Annotated in this window: 15 protein-coding genes; 4 read left to right on the top strand and 11 right to left on the bottom strand. The window is 62.5% G+C overall.

The window, feature by feature from the left end:
- Positions 1-57: 57 nt before the first annotated feature.
- From ACWHXP_RS07005 to ACWHXP_RS06975, 7 genes are all read right to left on the bottom strand, one after another.
- Entirely contained in the window at positions 58-1329 is a 1272-nt protein-coding gene (locus ACWHXP_RS07005; protein ID WP_489634162.1) for a phenylacetate--CoA ligase family protein, read from the bottom strand.
- 12 nt (positions 1330-1341) lie between these two features.
- The gene (locus ACWHXP_RS07000; RefSeq protein WP_187697641.1) at positions 1342-2199 is read right to left on the bottom strand and encodes an ABC transporter ATP-binding protein; all 858 of its coding nucleotides are present in this window, start codon (positions 2197-2199) and stop codon (positions 1342-1344) included.
- Positions 2200-2266: 67 nt separating this feature from the next.
- Positions 2267-3598 carry an ABC transporter substrate-binding protein gene (locus tag ACWHXP_RS06995; RefSeq protein WP_204726489.1) on the bottom strand — a complete coding sequence of 444 codons (1332 nt, stop codon included), beginning with the start codon at positions 3596-3598 and terminating at the stop codon, positions 2267-2269.
- A gap of 89 nt (positions 3599-3687) precedes the next feature.
- Positions 3688-4764 (bottom strand): branched-chain amino acid ABC transporter permease, encoded by a 1077-nt coding sequence (locus tag ACWHXP_RS06990; RefSeq protein WP_039787190.1) that lies wholly within the window; start codon positions 4762-4764, stop codon positions 3688-3690.
- Between the two features lie 66 nt (positions 4765-4830).
- Positions 4831-5745 (bottom strand): branched-chain amino acid ABC transporter permease, encoded by a 915-nt coding sequence (locus ACWHXP_RS06985; RefSeq protein ID WP_013234543.1) that lies wholly within the window; start codon positions 5743-5745, stop codon positions 4831-4833.
- Positions 5746-5802: 57 nt separating this feature from the next.
- Complete coding sequence (locus tag ACWHXP_RS06980) at positions 5803-6684, bottom strand: ABC transporter ATP-binding protein (RefSeq protein ID WP_034334319.1); 882 nt, start codon at positions 6682-6684, stop codon at positions 5803-5805.
- A gap of 72 nt (positions 6685-6756) precedes the next feature.
- Positions 6757-8718 (bottom strand): AMP-dependent synthetase/ligase, encoded by a 1962-nt coding sequence (locus ACWHXP_RS06975; RefSeq protein ID WP_489622996.1) that lies wholly within the window; start codon positions 8716-8718, stop codon positions 6757-6759.
- Between the two features lie 289 nt (positions 8719-9007).
- On the opposite strand from ACWHXP_RS06975, the gene ACWHXP_RS06970 reads away from it, so the two are divergent.
- Positions 9008-9664, top strand: a complete 657-nt coding sequence (locus ACWHXP_RS06970; RefSeq protein ID WP_489622997.1) for a Crp/Fnr family transcriptional regulator — start codon at positions 9008-9010, stop codon at positions 9662-9664.
- Between the two features lie 79 nt (positions 9665-9743).
- On the opposite strand, the gene ACWHXP_RS06965 is transcribed toward ACWHXP_RS06970, so the two are convergent.
- From ACWHXP_RS06965 to ACWHXP_RS06950, 4 genes are all read right to left on the bottom strand, one after another.
- Positions 9744-10205: a response regulator gene (locus tag ACWHXP_RS06965; protein ID WP_134222571.1), complete on the bottom strand. Its 462-nt coding sequence runs from the start codon at positions 10203-10205 to the stop codon at positions 9744-9746.
- 292 nt (positions 10206-10497) lie between these two features.
- Positions 10498-11148 (bottom strand): response regulator, encoded by a 651-nt coding sequence (locus ACWHXP_RS06960; RefSeq protein WP_008329401.1) that lies wholly within the window; start codon positions 11146-11148, stop codon positions 10498-10500.
- A complete protein-coding gene (locus ACWHXP_RS06955) occupies positions 11149-12612 on the bottom strand; it encodes a hybrid sensor histidine kinase/response regulator (protein ID WP_034334328.1) in 1464 nt (487 codons plus the stop codon).
- Between the two features lie 38 nt (positions 12613-12650).
- The gene (locus tag ACWHXP_RS06950) at positions 12651-14453 is read right to left on the bottom strand and encodes a sensor histidine kinase (RefSeq protein WP_489634163.1); all 1803 of its coding nucleotides are present in this window, start codon (positions 14451-14453) and stop codon (positions 12651-12653) included.
- Positions 14454-14925: 472 nt separating this feature from the next.
- Between ACWHXP_RS06950 and ACWHXP_RS06945 the strand changes: the two genes are divergently transcribed.
- From ACWHXP_RS06945 to ACWHXP_RS06935, 3 genes are all read left to right on the top strand, one after another.
- A complete protein-coding gene (locus ACWHXP_RS06945) occupies positions 14926-15414 on the top strand; it encodes a Csu type fimbrial protein (RefSeq protein ID WP_204726493.1) in 489 nt (162 codons plus the stop codon).
- Between the two features lie 248 nt (positions 15415-15662).
- On the top strand, positions 15663-16397 hold the full coding sequence (locus ACWHXP_RS06940) for a fimbrial biogenesis chaperone (protein WP_489622999.1): 735 nt from the start codon (positions 15663-15665) through the stop codon (positions 16395-16397).
- Positions 16394-18697, top strand: a complete 2304-nt coding sequence (locus ACWHXP_RS06935; RefSeq protein ID WP_489623000.1) for a fimbria/pilus outer membrane usher protein — start codon at positions 16394-16396, stop codon at positions 18695-18697. The genes ACWHXP_RS06940 and ACWHXP_RS06935 overlap by 4 nt, the downstream gene beginning before the upstream one ends.
- The last annotated feature ends 13 nt before the right edge of the window (positions 18698-18710 follow it).

Here is an 18710-nt window from a genome sequence, read left to right as displayed (position 1 = left end):
TTCACGTGCACAAGCGCAAATCGCCCGGCATGTTCGATCCCCTGCAAACTCCTTCACCTATTCGTATTTGCGGGCGTCCTCAATGACCTTGCCATCGTTGGGCAAAGTCCCCGGCGCCACCAGCAACACATCCCCTCGCAGCTTGGTCACCTCGCGCAGGCTACCGGCCAGCGCATTGACATCGATGGCCGGATCTTCCGGGTCCCCCACTTCGCAATGCAGGGTCATGATGTCATTGGCCATCTCGCCCGACACCACCAGCCGCGCCCGCAAGACATCGCCATGGCGGCGCAGTACGTCCGCCACCTGCGAGGGATGGACGAACATGCCGCGCACCTTGGTGGTCTGGTCGGCGCGCCCCATCCAGCCCTTGATGCGGGTATTGGTGCGGCCGCAGGGAGATATGCCCTGCACCACCGCCGACAGATCCCCGGTCCCGAAGCGGATGAGCGGATAGTCGGGATTGAAGGACGTCACCACCACCTCGCCGACCTCGCCCGCGGCCACCGGATCGCCGGTGCCGGGCCGCACGATTTCCAGGATAAGCGATTCATCCAGCACCATGCCGGGATGCACCGCGCCCTCGCTCATGGTCTCGTAGGCGATGTTGCCGATGTCGGCCGAGGCATACAGCTGCAGCACCTGCGGCACGCCGTGTTCATGGAACCAGCTGCGCAGCGAAGGCGGCAGCGCTTCGGCGCTGACCAGGGCGCGCTGCACGCTGCTGATATTGGCGCCCATCTCGCGCGCCTTCTCGATGATGATCTTCAGGAACGAGGGCGTGCCGACATAGGCATCCGGCTTCAGCGCTACCATCGCATTGACCTGCAATTCGGTCTGGCCGATGCCGGCCGGGATCACCGCACAGCCCAGCCGCGCCGCCGCGCCCTCGACCATGAAGGCCGCCGGCGTGAAGTGATAGGCGAAGCAGTTCTGCAGGATGTGCCCGCCCTGCAATCCCAGCGCCTTCATGGGACTGGCAAAACGCCACCAGTCCGGCCCCTGCCCCTCGGGATCGAAGATCGGGCCGGGCGACACGAAGAGCCGCCGCAACTGCCGCGCCGGGGTCGTGTTCAGACCGCCGAAGGGGCTCTCGCGGGTCTGCAGTTCCTTGAGGTCGGACTTGCGCGTCACCGGCAGTTGCGCCAGCGCCGCGCGCGAGGTGATCGCCGCCGCGTCCACGCCAGCGAGAATGCGCGCCCAGCCCGGCGCACTTTGCGCGCGCGCCACCAGTTGCGGCAAGGCGCGCATGAGTGCTTGCTCGCGCTGCTGCGGATCGCGCCGCTCCAGCGCATCCAGTTCGGCCAGTACCTGTGTCGGATCGGACATGATGCCCTCCCCTTACGCCAGCCAGCGCTTGCGGCGGCGATAGAACTTCATGTCGCGGAAATTCTTGCGGCCGCCACCGGAGACGCCCAGATAAAATTCCTTCACATCTTCGTTATCGGCCAGTTCACTGGCCGCACCTTCCATCACCACGCGGCCGTTTTCGAGGATGTAGCCGAAGTCGGCATAGCGCAGCGCCACCATGGTGTTCTGCTCGGCCAGCAGGAAGGAGACTTTCTCCTTGCTGTTCAAATCCTTGACGATCTCGAAGATCTCTTCGACGATCTGCGGCGCCAGCCCCATCGAGGGTTCATCCAGCAGGATCATGGAAGGCTTGGCCATCATGGCGCGGCCAATGGCCGTCATCTGCTGCTCGCCGCCCGAGGTATAGCCGGACTGCGATTTGCGGCGCACCTTCAGGCGCGGGAAATAATCGTAAATCTTTTCCAGTTCGTGCTTCACTTCGGCGTTGCTGATGCCGCGCGTGTAGGCACCGGTCAGCAGGTTCTCTTCCACCGTCAGGTGACCGAAGCAATGCCGTCCTTCCATCACCTGGATCACCCCGCGCTTGACCAGGTCATTGGGCGTCATGCGGTCCACGCGCTCGCCCCGGAATTCGATGCTGCCCTTGGTGACGTCGCCACGCTCGGCGTGCAGCAGGTTGGAGATGGCCTTCAGGGTGGTGCTCTTGCCGGCGCCGTTGGCCCCGAGCAGCGCCACGATCTTGCCTTCCGGCACGTCCAGCGAGACGCCCTTCAGGACCAGGATCACGTGGTCATAGATCACTTCGATGTTGTTGATGGCCAGCGCCTTGGCCACCGCTGCCGTAGCGGCGGAAGGCGCGGCACTGGTCTGGATCGGTGTGGCATTCATGGTCGTTCGCATTCCCAAAAAAGCACCGGCGGCCGTGGGAGACGTGCAGAGCCGCCGGCGCAAGCGCCTACTTCATGCAGGCAGGAGTGATGCCTTTTTCTTTTGCGTATTTCGCGGCCGAGGCCTTGAAGAGCGGGTGGATCAGGTTCTTGTTGCCCTCGATCCAGTCCGACACCAGCACCCACTTCGTGCCATCCCATTGCTGGATCTTGACCTTGCCCGAGCCCTCATGGTTGTCGCACGAGGTCTTGATTTCAGGCAGCAGGCCGGTCGCTCCCAAGGCCTTCAGACGGGCATCGGTGATGTTGAGGTTTTCAAAGCCCCAGCGCACCTGCTCGCCGCTCATGACCTTGCCCTTGCCGTATTTGTCCTGGGCCGTGCGCACCGCTTCCACGGTGGCAATGGCCGCCGAGACGCCCCGGTTGTAGAGGATGGAGCCGAGCTTGTTCTTATCCTGCATGTTGCCCTTGCCCGCGCCATAGACCACCTTGTCGATGTCGGCAATCACGGGGACATCCTTGCCGGCCACGTTCCAGGTGGCCGACAGGTAGCCCTTTGCGGCGTCACCGGCGGGGATGGTGTCTTCTTCCGAACCAGCCCACCAGGAACCGACGATCTTGTCACGCGGATAGCCGACCTTCTGCGCGGCCTTCAGTGCGGTCTGGTTCATCACGCCCCAACCCCAGAAGATCACGTAGTCCGGGTTCTCCTGGCGGATGCGCAGCCACTGTGCGCCCTGCTCGTTGCCGGGGTGGGCCACCGGGATTTCCACCAGCTTGAACTTGCCGATGGAGGACTCCGCCTGCAGCGCCACGATGGGTTCCTTGCCATAGGCCGAGTCGTGATACAGGAACACGATCTTCTTGCCCGCCAGCGAACCATTGTTCTTGCCGGCCAGGTATTTCACGATGGCCGAGACCTGCATCTGGTAGGTGGTCACCAGCGGGAAGGCATACGGGAACACCGAGCCATCCACCGCATCGGTACGGCCGTAGCCGATCATCACCAGGGGTACCTTGTCCTCGGCGGTCTTGTCGATGAGCGCATAGGAGATGCCGGTGGCCATGGGGTTGATGGCGGTGCCGCGCGTGACCTGGTTCTTGTTCTTCATGCGCTCGTAGCACTCCACGCCCTTGGCGTTGTTGTACTCGGTCTCGCACTCTTCCCAGGACAGCTTGACGCCGTTGACGCCGCCTTCCTTGAGGTTGATGTAGTTGAGGTAATCGACATAGCCGCCGTAATACGACTGGCCATTGGTGCCATACGGCCCGACCCGGTAGCTGGGGATGGCGATGAACTGGTCGCTGGCCTGCGCCAGGACCGGCGCCGCCGGGGCCAGCAGGCTGGCGGCGCAGGCGGTGGCCAGCAGCCACTGCCGCAGATGCTTCATGGTTTTCATGGTCTCGTCTCCTTGTTGTTGTCGTTGCCGACTTTGATCGGAGACCGGTGTTCCGGTCTCCGCCTACCTCAATCCGGTCCTTGCGGCGCTCAGTGCGGGAACGGCCACAAGCGCAGTTTTTCCTTGGCGATCTGCCACAGCCGCGCCAGCCCGTGCGGCTCGGCGATCAGGAAGAAGATGATCAGGGCACCGAAGACCATCATCTGGATATGCGAGACCGTCGCGTTGGTGAACGGCAGGTGCAACAGCGACGCCAGCGGCGGCAATGCGTTGTCCAGGAAGATCGGCAGCAGCAGGATGAAGGCCGAGCCCAGGAAGGAACCGAGGATGCTGCCCACGCCGCCGATGATGATCATGAAGAGGATGCGGAAAGACAGGTCCAGCGAGAAACCGTCCGGCTCCACCGAGCCCAGGTAGCAGAAGGCATACAGGGCACCGGCCACGCCGCAGTAGAAGGAACTCACGGCAAAGGCGGTCAGCTTGGTGCGCATGAGCGGGATGCCGATCACTTCGGCCGCCACGTCCATGTCGCGCACGGCCATCCAGGCGCGTCCCGTGGAGGAGCGCACCAGGTTCTTGGCCACCAGCGCCAGCACACTCACCACGGCCAGCACGAAGAGGTATTTGCGCACCGGAGTATCGATGGCGATGCCGAAGAAATCGATCTTGGGCGTGCTGATCACGCCGGATGAAGAATTGTTGGAGAACCAGGGAAACTTGGTCAGTGCCCACACCACGAAGAACTGCGCCGCCAGCGTGGCCACGGCCAGGTAGAAGCCCTTGATGCGCAGCGAGGGCAGCCCGAAGAGCACACCCACCATGGCCGCACAGGCCCCCGAGAGCAGCAGCGTGGCAACGATGGGAATACCCTCGACGCGCAACTGGAAGTTGTAGGCCGCATAGGCGCCCACGGCCATGAAGGCCGCCGACCCCAGTGAAAGCTGGCCGGCGTAACCGGTCAGCACGTTCAGGCCCAGTGCGGCCAGCGCAAACACCAGGAACGGCACCAGGATGGCCGAGAACCAGTATTCACTGCCCAACAGCGGCACGCCCACGAAGGCGAACACCATGAAGAGCGTGAAGATGATGCGATCCTGGCGGATCGGGAAGATCTGGCTGTCGGCGATGTAGCTTGTCTTGAATTGTCCTGCTTCACGGTACAGCATTGCGTTCTCCTTGTTCCTGCATGACACCCGTGGCGACATATCGCCAACCTTGGAATCAGCAGATTGTCATACGCGGTCGATATGGCGCTCGCCAAACAGTCCCTCCGGTCGCACCAGCAGGAACAGCAGCGCGAACACGTAAGGGAACCAGCCTTCGATGCCACCGAAGTTGCCGCCGAAGGCATCCTGCATGACCGGCGGGATATAGATCTCGGCCAGTTTCTCGGAAGCACCGATGATGAGCCCGCCCACGATCGCCCCGGGAATCGAGGTGAAGCCCCCGAGGATCAGCACCGGCAGTGCCTTCAGGGCCGTCATGGTCAGCGCGAACTGCACGCCATTGCGCGAGCCCCACAGCAAGCCTGCAATCAGCGCCACGAAGCCGGCCACGCCCCACACCACGGCCCAGATGTGCTGCAGCGGAATGCCCAGTGACAGCGCCGCCTGGTGATCATCGGCCACCGCGCGCAGGGCGCGGCCGACCTTGGTCTTCTGGAAGAACAGCGCCAGTGCCGCCACCAGCGCCACTACCATGCCGGAGGCGAAGAGGTCGAACTTGGAAATGCCGATACCGATGCTGTCCATCACCGACTGGATCGGTTCATCGACGATGCCCAGGTCGATGGGCCGCACCTCACTGCCGAACAGCAAGGGCCCCAGCCCTTCGAGGAAGAAGGTCAGGCCGATGGTGGCCATGAACAGCGTGATGGGCGGCTGGTTGACCAGCTTGCGCAAGACGAAGCGCTCGGTGGCCAGACCCACCAGGATCATCACCACGAAGGCGCCGATGATGGCCGCCCACATCGGCATGCCCTTCTCCATCAGCCCCACCACCGCCAGCGCGGCGAAATACACCATCGCGCCCTGGGCGAAATTGAAGACGCCGGAAGCCTTGTAGATCAGTACGAAACCCAGCGCCACCAGGGAATACATCAGCCCCGAGAGCAAACCGCTCAGGGTGACTTCGAGGAAGAATTGCATGTCGTCTCCTTGCCTGCCATTTCCATATTGTTTTTATTATTTATATTGTTTTCACATTCAGTGGGAAGTCCCGAGATAAGCCTTGATGACTTCCGGATTGCTCATCACCTCATCGGGCGTGCCGTCGCCGATCTTCTTGCCGTAGTCCAGTACCACGACGCGGTCGGAGATATCCATGACCACGCCCATGTCGTGTTCGATCAGGACGATGGTGGTGCCGAACTGGTCATTGACGTCGAGGATGAAGCGGCACATGTCCTGTTTTTCTTCCACGTTCATGCCGGCCATGGGTTCATCCAGCAGCAGCATGTGCGGCTCGGCCGCCAGGGCGCGCGCCAGTTCCACGCGCTTTTGCAGGCCGTACGGCAGGCGTCCCACCGGGGTTTTGCGGATGTGCTGAATTTCAAGGAAATCGATCACTTCTTCGACTTTCCGCCGATGTTCGATTTCCTCGTTGCGGGCCGCGCCCCACCACAGCGCATTGGAAAACAGCCCCGAGCGCATCTTGGTGTTGCGGCCGGTCATGATGTTGTCCAGCACGGTCATGCCCTTGAAGAGCGCGATGTTCTGGAAGGTCCGGGCGATGCCCTGGCGTGCGATGCTGCTGGGATGCATGCCCAGGCGCGGCTGGCCGCGATAGAGGATGCTGCCCTTCTGCGGATGGTAGACGCCGTTGATGACGTTGATCATCGAGCTCTTGCCGGCGCCGTTGGGTCCGATGATGGCGCGGATCTCATGCTCGCGCACATCGAAGGAAATATCGGTGAGCGCCTTCACCCCGCCGAAGGACAGCGAAATGTTCTGCAGGTCGAGGATGACCTCGCCGATACGGCGGCCATTGGCGGCAACCGCAGGGGCTTCGTCATCGGGGCTGGTCACGGGCGGCAGGCCCGCGGGCAGGATTTCGGAAGACAGGTGTCGTTTCATGGTCGGATTCATTCAGCAGTGGTCTGGTCGGGCTACGCTGCAAGCCGGCAGCGATGAAGCCGCCGGGACGGGACTGCGTGCTGCTCAGGCGGCGCTTTGCAGCGTCTTGAAGGTCTTGGCGTCGGCAATCCTGAGGTCGGCCGAGATCATGCCCTGGCGGCCATCCTCGAACTTGACCTGGGTCTCGATGTACTGCGACGCATGGCCCGCATAGAGCGCCTCGATCAGGACCGCATACTTGTCGGCGATGAAGCCGCGCCGGACCTTGCGGGTGCGGGTCAGCTCCTCGTCATCGGGATCGAGTTCCTTGTGCAGGATCAGGAAGCGATGGATCTGCGAATCGGCCAGCAAAGGATCGGCCACCAGGTCGGCGTTGACCTTTTCCACGCATTCACGCACCAGGTCGTAGACCGCCGGATTGGCGGCCAGGTCGGTATAGCCGCTGTAGGGAAGATTGCGGCGCTCGGCCCAGTTGCCCACGGCATCCATGTCGATGTTGATGAAGGCCATGCATTGTTCGCGGCCATTGCCGAAGGTCACCGCTTCCTTGATGAAGGGGAAGAACTTCAGCTTGTTCTCGATGTACTTGGGCGCGAACATGCTGCCGCAGGCCATCTTGCCGACATCCTTGGCGCGGTCGATGATTTTCAGGTGGCCGTCGCTGTCGAAGAAACCTGCATCTCCCGTGTGGAAGTAGCCGTCCTGGTCGATGGCTTCGGCGGTGGCATCGGGCCGCTTGAAATATTCCTTCATCAGGCCCGGAGAGCGCACCAGTACTTCGCCATTGGCATCGATGCGCACTTCCACGCCCTTCATGGGGCGGCCCACGCTATCGAGCTTGACGTCGCCCGAGGGCTGCATGCACACCGTCACGCAGGTCTCGGTCATGCCATAGAGCTGCTTGAGGTTGATGCCCAGCGAACGATAGAAGTCGAACAGGTCCGGCCCGATGGCCTCGCCGCCGGTATAGGCCACGCGCAGGCGCGACATGCCGAGCACGTTCTTGAGCGGTCCATACACCAGCAGGTCGCCGATGGCGTATTGCAGGCGATCCACCAGCGACACGCCCGGCTTGCCATCGAGGATGCGCATGCCGACCCGGCGCGCCACCTTCATGAAACCATGGAACATCTTGCGCTTGATCCAGCCGGCGTCCTCAATGCGGATCATCACCTGCGTGAGGATGTTTTCGTACACGCGCGGAGGCGCAAAATAATACGTCGGGCCGATCTCGCGCAGGTCCGTCATCACCGTATTGGGCGACTCCGGGCAATTGAGGCAGAAGCCGGCCACGTGCTGCTGGGCGAAGGAGTACAGGAAGTCACCGACCCAGGCCAGCGGCAGATAGCAGAGGATATCGTCGTTCTCATCGAGATGATCGAACTCCACCAGCGTGGTGGCCGTGGTGATCATCGCGCGGTGCGAGTGGCACACGCCCTTGGGCTTGCCGGTGGTGCCGGAAGTGTAGAGGATGATGGCCACGTCATCGGGCGAACCCGCCGCCACCTCCTGCTCGAAGTAACCCGGATGCGCACGTTCGTAAGCGCGGCCCAGTTCCTGCACGCGGGCGAAGGACAGCAGCTCGGGCTGGTGGTAGTTGCGCATGCCGCGTTCGTCGTCATAGATGACGTGGGCGATGCGGGGCAGGTTTTCCTTGATCTCGAAGACCTTGTCGACCTGCTCCTGGTCTTCGGCCATGACGAAGTCGACGTTGGCGTCGGCCAGCACGTAGGCCATGTCGGCCGCAGGCGCATCCTGGTACAGCGGCACCGGCATGCCACCCAGCGCCTGGGCCGCGCTCATGGCCCAGTACAGGCGCGGGCAGTTGTTGCCGATGATGGCCAGGCTCATGCCGCGCTTGAATCCCAGGGCCGCCAGGCCGCAGGCAAAGCTGCGCACCTCGTCGGCCACCTGGCGCCAGGTCGTGGTCTGCCAGATGCCCAGGTCCTTCTCGCGGAAGGCCGCCCGTTCGGGCCGTCGTTGGGCATGCGCCAGCAGCAGCCGCGGAAAGGTCGCGGCTTCCTTGTCTTGTCTCGTCTCCACCATTTCCCACCTTCTTGTGCAGGTTCGAAAGATCCGTTTCCTTCATGGGATTGCATGAGGATACGAACCCGGTGTCGGATCAGTCTGTGCTGCCCGGCTTACGCTGCTCTTACTGCGGCAGTCATTGTGTCGGGCATGCCAGCTGTCCTGTCTCTATGATTGGCCAGACTTTTGCCTGGGCCTTTTTTGCGATGATAGTAGAGGCAGTGGTTGCCAGTGGATGTCATCTCACCGACAATTGACAAAACTTTCGATATTGCGACGCATCATCATGGAGACATCAATTCGACGCATGCTGACCAAGAGCATCTGGGCGCAGGCGCTGACCGAAGAACAGCTGGCCCGGGTGGAAGCCGAGGTGGTCAGCCGCAAGATCCCGGCCGGGGGCTACGTCTGCCGCAAGGGCGATCCGGTGGCGCACTGGATCGGCGTGCACGAGGGCTTGCTGAAGATGAGCAGCGTCTCGCCCGAAGGCAAGACCGTCTCCTTCGCCGGCATGGCCAACGGCGGCTGGCTGGGTGAAGGCTCGCTGCTCAAGGACGAACCGCGCAAGTACGACGTGGTGGCCCTGCGCGAAAGTGAACTGCTCTACATGCCCAAGGCCACCTATCTCTGGCTGCTGGACAACAGCATTCCCTTCAACCGCTTTCTCGTGACGCAATTGAACGAGCGCCTGGCGCTTTTCATTTCGCTGGTGGAATACGACCGCATGCTGGAGCCGGATGCCCGCGTGGCCCGCTGCCTGGCGGCGCTGTTCAATCCCTATCTGAATCCCGGCATCGGGCTGAACCTGCAGATCTCGCAGGAAGAAGTCGGCAACCTCTCCGGCACCTCGCGCCAGCGCGCCAACCAGGCCTTGCAGGTGCTGGAAAAGGCCGGGCTGCTGAAGGTCGACTACGGCAGCATCACCATCAATGACCTGGAAGGGCTGCGGCAATTTCCGGGATGAAACGCTGCTGCGGTCCGGAACCTGAGGACATGAAAAAAGCGCGGCCTGGCCGCGCTTTTTCGTTGGGGTAGCGTCGCTCTCAGGGCGTGGACCGGGCGGGCTCATCCCCGCGCGCCGGACGATTGCGGTTGCGCCAGTAAATGCCGGTATCGGCCACCGTGCCCATGAATTCCTTGGGATCCGTGGATTTGACCACGTAGCCATTGGCACCGAGTTCGTAGCTCTGGTTGATGTCGCGCTGGTCGTCGGAAGAAGAGAACATCACCACCGGAATGTGCGAGGTGGCGGCGTTGGACTTGATGATCTTCAGGAAATCGTGACCGCTCATCAGCGGCAGGTTCAGGTCCAGCAGGATCAGGTAGGGATGCAGATCCTTGCGGCTCGCATATTCCCCCTGGAAAAAGAATTCCTCCGCCAGCTCCGCATCGGCAAACCAGGTCAGCTTGTCAGCCAGCTTGCGGCTGCCCAGCGCCAGGCGTGTCAACTCAGCCACTTCCGGGCTGTCGTCGACGAGGATGATGTCATATTGCTCGATATCCATGGATGGATCGCTTTCTTCAATTAATTTCAAGCTGGAACACTTCTTGTCTGGATGACCACATCCCGGCCACCCTGCATCGCGTTGCTGCCGCCTGCCCCGTCCATCCCCGACGCAGCTGCGGGCAGTGCATTTCACTGCTGCCACTGCCCTGCGGCCTGGTTCCAGCCTCGGCGGTCTGCTTGAAACCAGTACCGACGCCGATCTCCGTACTGTCAGGGGATTATTGCACAGGCATTTTCAAAAAAAATCAGAAATTTCCTGAATGTGAAGATCTCTTCACTCAGGTTTTTTGTCACTTGTCCGGCGTGGCAATGCCGGTACGAATCGCATAGCGCACCAGGCCGGGCACGTCGCGGATGTCCAGGCGCTCCATCAGCTGCGCCCGGTGGGTCTCGATGGTCTTGGCGCTGACGTTCAACTGGTAGGCGATCTCCTTGGTATTGTTGCCTTCGGCAATCAATTGCAGGATTTCGCGCTGGCGCGGGGTGAGCACTTCGACCGGCGTGCCGTTTTGTGCAACACGCTTCATATAGTTATCGAGCGCCTCGCGCGAGATGTGCGAATCCAGGTACTGGCGCCCATGTTTTACTTCATACAGGGCTTTTTCCAGCTCGGTGGCGGCCGAATCCTTGAAGAGATAGCCGTTGGCGCCGGCATTCAAGGCCTGCATGACGTATTCCTCGCTGCCGTACATGGACAGCATCAGGAAGCGGATGGTCGGATACTCGCCCCGCAGGCGGCGCAGCGCTTCCAGGCCGTTCATGCCCTTCATGGCGATGTCCAGCAGCACCAGGTCGGGTTTCAGCTGCGGGATCATCTCGATGACTTCGGCACCGTCGGACGCCTCGCCCACCACCTCCACACCCGGCATGGCGGTCAGCAGTGCCTTGATGCCGCTGCGCACCAGCGCGTGGTCGTCGGCCAGCATGATTCGGGTCAGCATTTACATTCTCCTTACGATGGGGGCGACCGGCAGGTGCATGACGATTTCCGTCCCTGCGCCGGGCGCCGAAGTGATGTCCATGGAACCGCCTACCAGCACCGCCCGCTCTTCCATGTTGAGCAGGCCGAAACTGGTACCGGAAATGGCATTGCTGCGGGCACGCTCGATGTCGAAGCCTTTGCCGTCATCGCGAATGCTCAGGTACACCTGGTCCTGCTGGCGGTCGATCTTGACCCAGATGTTCTGGCACTTTGCGTGGCGCAGGATGTTGGTGACGGCTTCCTGCACGATGCGAAAGGCGGTGTTCTCGATGTCGTGGTGCAATTCTTCATCATGCCCGCTGCTCTCGAACCAGCCGTTCACGTTGGCCAGCTTGGACTTCTGTTCCACGTAGGAACGCAGGGCGGCAATCAGGCCCAGATTGTCCAGCTGCGGCGGGCGCAGATCCAGCGACAGGCTGCGTACCTGGGCCAGCACGGCGGTGACGATGTCGATGCCGTTCTGCAGCGACGGGCCTTCCAGCGAGCCGGTCTTCTTGATGGTTTCCAGGTTGATCTTCAGGGCGGTCAACGACTGCCCGACGTCGTCATGCAAGCCGCGCGCCAGGTGCTGGCGTTCGCGCTCCTGCACCTCGATCACGCGCGAGGACAGCAGTTGCTGGCGCTGGATCGCCAGTTCCAGTTCGCGCCGCGACTGTTCGCGCTCGGTGACGTCGATGGCCAGGCCGGCCACCATGTCGCCCTTGCCTTCCCCACTGATCGGGAAACGCACCACGTCGAGGATGCGCGCATTGTGGTTGTGGTCGAACACGGTTTCCTGGGTGTGCAGCTCGCACTTTTCTTCCAGCACCTTACGATCGTACTCACGCGAGGCTTCGGCCCCGCCCGTGGTCATCAGCTCGGCATCGGTCATGCCATCCATGTCGTGCGGGGTCATGCCGTAGAAGGCCGACTGCGCCGGATTGACGTAGCTGTAGCGCAGCTGCGCATCCTTGATCCAGGTCGGCATGGGAGCCGCATTCATGAAGGCATTGAAGCGCGCCTGCATCTCGCGCAGGGCCTGGGCACTGGCGCGCTGCTTGCGCCGCGCCTGGGCGTCGCGCAGTTCGCGGTCGACCGCGTGCGGCAGGCGGGCGATGGCGCTTTTCAGGAAGTAATCCTGAGCCCCCGCCTTCATCACCTCCACTGCCGTCTGCTCGCCGATCACGCCGGAGACGATGATGAAGGGCGTCTGGTCATTGTCGGCCTTGACCAGCTTCAAGGCTTCGACGCCGGAGAACATCGGCATCGAGTAATCCGAGATGACGATGTCCCAGCGCTGCGCCTGCAGCGCCGCCAGCAGGGCCTGTTCGTCGTCGACCCGTTCCCAGGTCGGATCGAAGCCGCCGCGCTTGAGCTCACGCACCATCAGCACGGCATCTTCTTCCATGTCTTCGACGAACAGTACGCGTAGCGGAATGCTCATGGGACCTTGTTCTCCTTCAGGCTCACGGTTGAGTCGGTTCAATTCTCATCGGACGATCGGCGGGCTTCGCCCAGGCTGGGCAGCACGCCCTTGCGCGGCAACGCGAAGTAGAAGCTGGCCCCTTCCCTGGGCTTGCTCTCGGCCCAGACCCGGCCGGTGTGGCGCACCACGATGCGCTGTACCAGCGCCAGGCCAATGCCGGTGCCGGCATATTCCTCCTGACGATGCAATCGCTGGAAGGTGCCGAACAGCTTGTGCGCATAGCGCATGTCGAAGCCGACGCCGTTGTCATGGACGCCGTAGACGTATTCGTCCGCATTGGCCTGCATGGTCACGCACACGCGCGGCTGCTCGCTCTTGCTGCTGAACTTGACGGCATTGGACAGCAGGTTTTCCCATACTTGCGCGATCAGCCCGCGATTGGCGACCGCACCTTCCAGACGCGGCACGTCGAAGATCACGCCGGGGTTTTCCTGCTGCAGACCAGCGACCACCTGTGCCACCAGTTCGTCCATCGAGAAGCGCTGCAAGGTCAGTTCACCGGTGGTGGACTTGGCCAGCTTGAGCAGGTCGTTGATCAGCGCATCCATCTTGCGCACGTTGCGGCGGATCACCTGCAGCTGCTCGCGTCCTTTCTCGTCGATGGCGTGGGCGTAGTCCTCTTCGAGGATCATGGCATAGCCGGAGATGGCACGCAGCGGCGCGCGCAAGTCATGCGAGACCGAATAGGAAAAACTCTCCAGCTCCTTGTTCACGTTGTGCAGGTGCTGGGCCTGGCGCTCCAGGTCGGCATTGAGGGCCTCGATCTCTTCCTCGGCGCGCTTGCGTTCGGAGATGTCGTAGATCACGGTGCGGCTGATGAGCTTGCTGTTGTCGCGGCTGGGAATGGCGGTGGCATTGACCAGCGCGGTGAATTCGCTGCCATCGGCGCGGCGGAAGTTGAGGTCGATGCCGCTGATCTCGCGCCTGAGCAGGAACTGGGGTTGCAGCTCGCGCTCGTAGCGCGCGGCGCTGGCCGGGGCCAGCAGGTCGGCCTGGGTCATGCGGCCCACCACCTGTTCGCGCGTGTAGCCCAGCCATTTCAGTTCGGTGTCGTTGATCTTGATGATGCGCTTGTCGGTCTCGTCGACCGAGTGATAGCCGCAGGGCGCGTTGTTGTAGAGATCCTCGATCTCGTCCGAATAGGCTTGTGCGCGCTGCTGGGCCTCGACCCGGCGCGACATTTCCTTGCGCAGCTTGCGATAAACCAGCAGCAGCAAGGCAATGCTGAGCAGGCTGCCGCTGATGACCATGAAAATGGTCAGATTGGCGCTCATGGCCGTGTCATGCGCGCGCGTGGCCAGCAATGCGTTCTCGTTGCCCTTCATCTGCTCGAAGCCGCCGCGGATCCGCTCCCCCAGTTCCCTGCCTTCCAGCACGCGCGCGCGGCCCTCTTCCTGGCTCAGTTCCATCAGCTGGCGCGACAGCGTCAGGCGCTGCATCACCAGGTCTTCGGTCTGACTGAGCAAAACAGCCTGCCGCGGGTTGTCGCTCAGCAGGCGGCGCAGATCCTGCAGCAGTGCGTTGACATGACGCACCCCGGTCTCGAAATTGTTGCGGTATTCCTGCTCACCCGAAAGCGCAAAGCCGCGCGAACTGCTGACTGCGTCGCGCAGGGTCGAGTTGGCTTCTTCCAGCTTGTTGAGCACCGTGTAGCTATGCTGCAGCCAGACGGCACGCCGCTCGAAGTCACGCACGCTGTGGTACGAAAAAGCTGCCACGCCCAGTGAGAGCAACAGGGCCAGCAGAAAGAAAATGCCGGTGCTGGCGCGGGCCAGTCCGCTTTGTCTGGTTATCGGCATGGTTCACGTTTCATTGGTCTGCCAGTCACGCTTCCGGCTTGCGAGCCGGTTACCCGACCACCTGCCCGAATGCAGCACGCCTTGAGCAGGCTGCTCGGGTATTCATACTGTGTGTTGCCGGGAACCGCGCATGCACACGCACCTGGATGCGGCGTAGCCATTCCCCCCCGCAGCAGCCCGGCCATCCTGTCTGCGCCAGGGTGGTGAGGGGGCGGCTGAAGTGTCTCCTTGCTGCCTGTCCCGATACCGGAATACGGCCTATCCGATATCAACTGTTTTCTTTCTGTCAGCAAATGGAACCAACATCTTCAAATTCGTGGAAAACGCTGTTGCGCAAATGCGCCATGCGATGCGCATCAAGCCCAGCTATCCGGCATTTTCCTATTGTTTATTCGAATTAATTCTATAATAGATTCCGACATTTACCCGTTTTTTCCGGGCTTGGGCCCGAGCTCTGCCGGCGCGTATTTCGATGAAAAATTCACATTCCCTGCTTCTGGCTGCCGGCCTCCTGAGTTGCATCAATCTGGATGCACTGGCTGTTTCCTCCACCGGCAACCTGGAAATTTCCGCCATCGTCCCCTCGCAATGCGCGGTCCAGAGCGCCGCCCTGCCCTTCGGCAGCTATGCAGCCAGCGCCCTGCAGCAGAATGCGCAGATCGGCGTGGCTTGTTCCAACGGCACCAGCTACACCGTGAGCCTGGATGCCGGCACCGGCAGCGGTGCCAACGTCGCCACGCGCAAGCTGAGCACTGCCGATGGCGTCAATACCCTCAACTACGGCCTGTATCAGGATGCTGCGCGCACCCGTTCCTGGGGCAACAGCACTGGCAGCGATACGGTGGCCGGGGTGGGCAACGGCAGCAACCAGAACATCCCGGTCTACGGCTACATCCCGGGTGGCCAGACCGCCCGTGCGGGCAGCTACAGCGACGTGGTGGCCATCACCCTGTCCTATTGATTCGGAGAACGCCGGCGCAGCGCCGGCAGGCCAACACAATGGCGCGGACTCCTCACGGAGACGCGCCATTTTTCTTGCCCGCAGCGCTGTCGCTGGCGCCACCAAGTTACTGATGAGCAAATTTTTTGTTGATTGTTGATCACATTCTGTGGCTGGCTTGCAACTTTCTTCACACTTTTTGACCAGTTTCGTTTTAATCTAGCAAAAAACTGACAACGATCTGACAACCAGAGTGGAGATGTCGCAGCGTGACGAGATCAGCATCCATAGGGGGGCAGCTGGTGCGCGTAATGGCGCTGGCTTGCCTGGCAAGTGCGGGGGGATGGCAGGCGGCCCACGCGTCCAATTTCGAGATCGCTCCGGTGGTGCTGGAGCTGTCGTCCTCGCGCACGGCCGGCGTGATCAAGATCGTCAACAACGACAATCACAATGTCTCCCTGCAACTGCGCGCCTATGACTGGCAGCAGGCCGACAGCAAGGATGAGCTGCAACCCACGCAGAACCTGATCCTCAGTCCCCCCGTGTTCAATCTGGCCCCCGGTGCCTCGCAGGTGATCCGGGTGGTGGCCAAGCAGCCGGCCGCACCGACCGAGATCGCCTATCGCCTGCTGATCGATGAAATCCCCGCCGCCACCGAGGGAGCCACCATCAATTTCAAATTCCGCATTTCCATGCCGGTGTTCATCGCACCGTCCGCCGCGCCCAAGGCCCAGCTGGAGTATCAGCTGCGCGCCGGCAAGCCCTTGCGCCTGCTGGTCGAAAACAGCGGCAACCGCCGCGCACGCCTGCTGGACCTGGCGCTGACGCTGCCCAATGGCAAGAAGCTGAGCGCGCCGGGCGGGGGCAATCCCTACACCCTGGCCGGCATCACCCGGCAATACCTGATCGAGAGCGACACCCCGCTTGCCGTGGGCAGCCGAGTCAAGCTGACTGCCAACAGCGATGCCGGGCCGATTGATGCCGAAATCACCGTGGCACCTTGATTCGCGCGACACGCTGGCTTGCTTCCCTCATCCTGGTCTGCTGCCTGGCCATGGTGGCGCTGGCGCGGGCCGCAGAGCCGGGTGACGAGATCCTGTTGCTGGAGGTTTCCATCAACGGACGCAACACCAGCCTGGTAGCGCAGTTCACGCGCCGCCAGCAGGCACTGTATGCCACGGCATCGGAACTGCGCAGCCTCAAGCTGCGCGTCGATGGCGCGGATGAGGAGCTGATCGCCCTGCGCGCCCTCACGACGGCAGTCGACCTCGACGAGGCCGGTGCCAAGATCAACCTGATGGTCCCGGCCCGTTTCATGAACACCACCGACATCGACGCCGCCAGCATCGCCAGCAAGGTCCCCCTGTCACCCGGCGGACAGGGGCTGGTGCTGAACTACGACCTGCTGGCATCCAGCAGCCAGAACCAGCACGCGCTGGGCGGACTGTTCGATGCGCGCTGGTTCTCCGGTAGCAGCGTGTTCAGCTCTACCGGGCTGGGCTATACCGGCAATAGCGGCGGGGTGTCGGCCCGGCTGGAATCGACCTACACCTATTCGGACCCGGCCACGCTCACCCGCTATCGCCTGGGCGATGTCATCAACAGCAGCCTGGCCTGGAGCCGCTCGGTGCGTCTGGGCGGTTTCCAGTACGCATCGGATTTCAACCTGCGGCCGGACCTGGTGCGTTTTCCCACGCCGTCGCTGGGCGGCGAAACGGTAGTCCCTTCGACCGTCGACCTGTTCGTCAACGGCGTGCGCCAGCTCTCGCAGCCGGTGCCGCCCGGTCCCTTCGAGATCCGCCAGCCGCCCATCGCCAGCGGAGCCGGCCAGATCGCCGTGGCGGTGACTGACGAACTGGGTCGCCAGACCTTCCGCACCATCAACTTCTACGCCACCGACCGGCTGCTGAAACCGGGCCTGTCGTCCTATTCGGCCGAAGGCGGCTGGGTGCGGCGCAATTACGGTCTGCGCAGCAATGACTATGGACAGTTCGCTCTCTCCGGCACGGCCCGCCATGGGATGAGCGACTGGCTCACCCTGGAAGGGCATGCCGAAGCCATGCGCAGTCTCAAGCTGGCCGGCGGCGGCGCGGTCTTCAACCTGGGCAATCGCGCGGTGTTGGCCAGCTCGCTGGCGGCCAGCAGCAGCGAGGGCAATTCCGGCCAGCAAGTCTCGCTGGCCATCGAGCGCAATGCCGATCCGGTCAGCCTGTCGCTGTCGCGCACGCAATCCACGCGGGGCTATCAGGATATCGGTGCGCTGCAGGGGGCCCCGGTCTCGCGCAGCGCCACGCTGGCGACGCTGGGCCTGAACCTGCGTGAATATGGCTCGCTGAGCATGGCCTATGCACGCAGCAAGAGTCCGCTGCTGTTCACCGACCTCGGCACCAGCAATCTGGCAGACAGCGAGACCGTGACGGTGACCTGGTTCAAATCGGTCGGCAACACGTCCAATTTCTATCTCACGGCCTATCGCGACTTTCGCAGCAGCGGCTACGGTGCCACCATCGGGCTGATCATCCCCTTCGGCGGCCGCGACGTGGCCGGGGCCAGCGTGAGCAACAATAACGGTCAGCGCACCAGCACGCTGCAAGCCAGCCGCTCGACGGTGGCCATCGGCGATCTCGGCTGGCAATTGCAGGATACCGAGGGCAGCTATCGGCAGCGCATCGGCCAGCTCAACTACAAGAGCCGCTACGGCAGCGTCAGCGCGGCAGCCTCGCAATCGAACGGTGCCACCAGCCAGCGCCTGGGTGCGCGCGGTGCGCTGGCCTTCATGGATGGCAGCGCCTTCGCCACCGACTGGATCGAGGACAGCTTCGCGGTGGTCAATGCCAGCGGGGTCAAGAATGTCGGCATCTACAACGAAAACCGCTACGCCGGCCGCACCGACGACAACGGCCAATTGCTGCTGACCGACCTGCGTGCCTATGACGTCAACAAGATCTCGGTGGACGTGCTGGACCTGCCGCTGACCCTGCAACTGGACCAGTCAGACCAGTACGTGAAGCCGCGCGACCGCTCCGGTGTGGTGGTGCATTTCAACGCCCGGCGCGCCTCGGACGTGACCATCATCCTCAAAGACGCCGCGGGGGAATTCATTCCGCTCGGCTCCTCCATCCGCGTGCGCGAGAGCGGCCTGCAGGCACCGGTCGGCTATGACGGCGTGAGCTATCTGCAGGAACTGGGGCCGGTCAACACGCTGGACGTACTGCTGCCATCCGGAGCCCGCTGCCAGGCCATGCTGACGCCGCCGGCACGCAGCGAAGGTGGCATGAGCGATGAAATCGTGACCTGCCGTTGAAGGGCGGCCTGCA

The organism is Herbaspirillum sp. Her2 (genome assembly GCF_057961375.1).
This window is presented reverse-complemented; position numbering and strand designations above follow the sequence as displayed.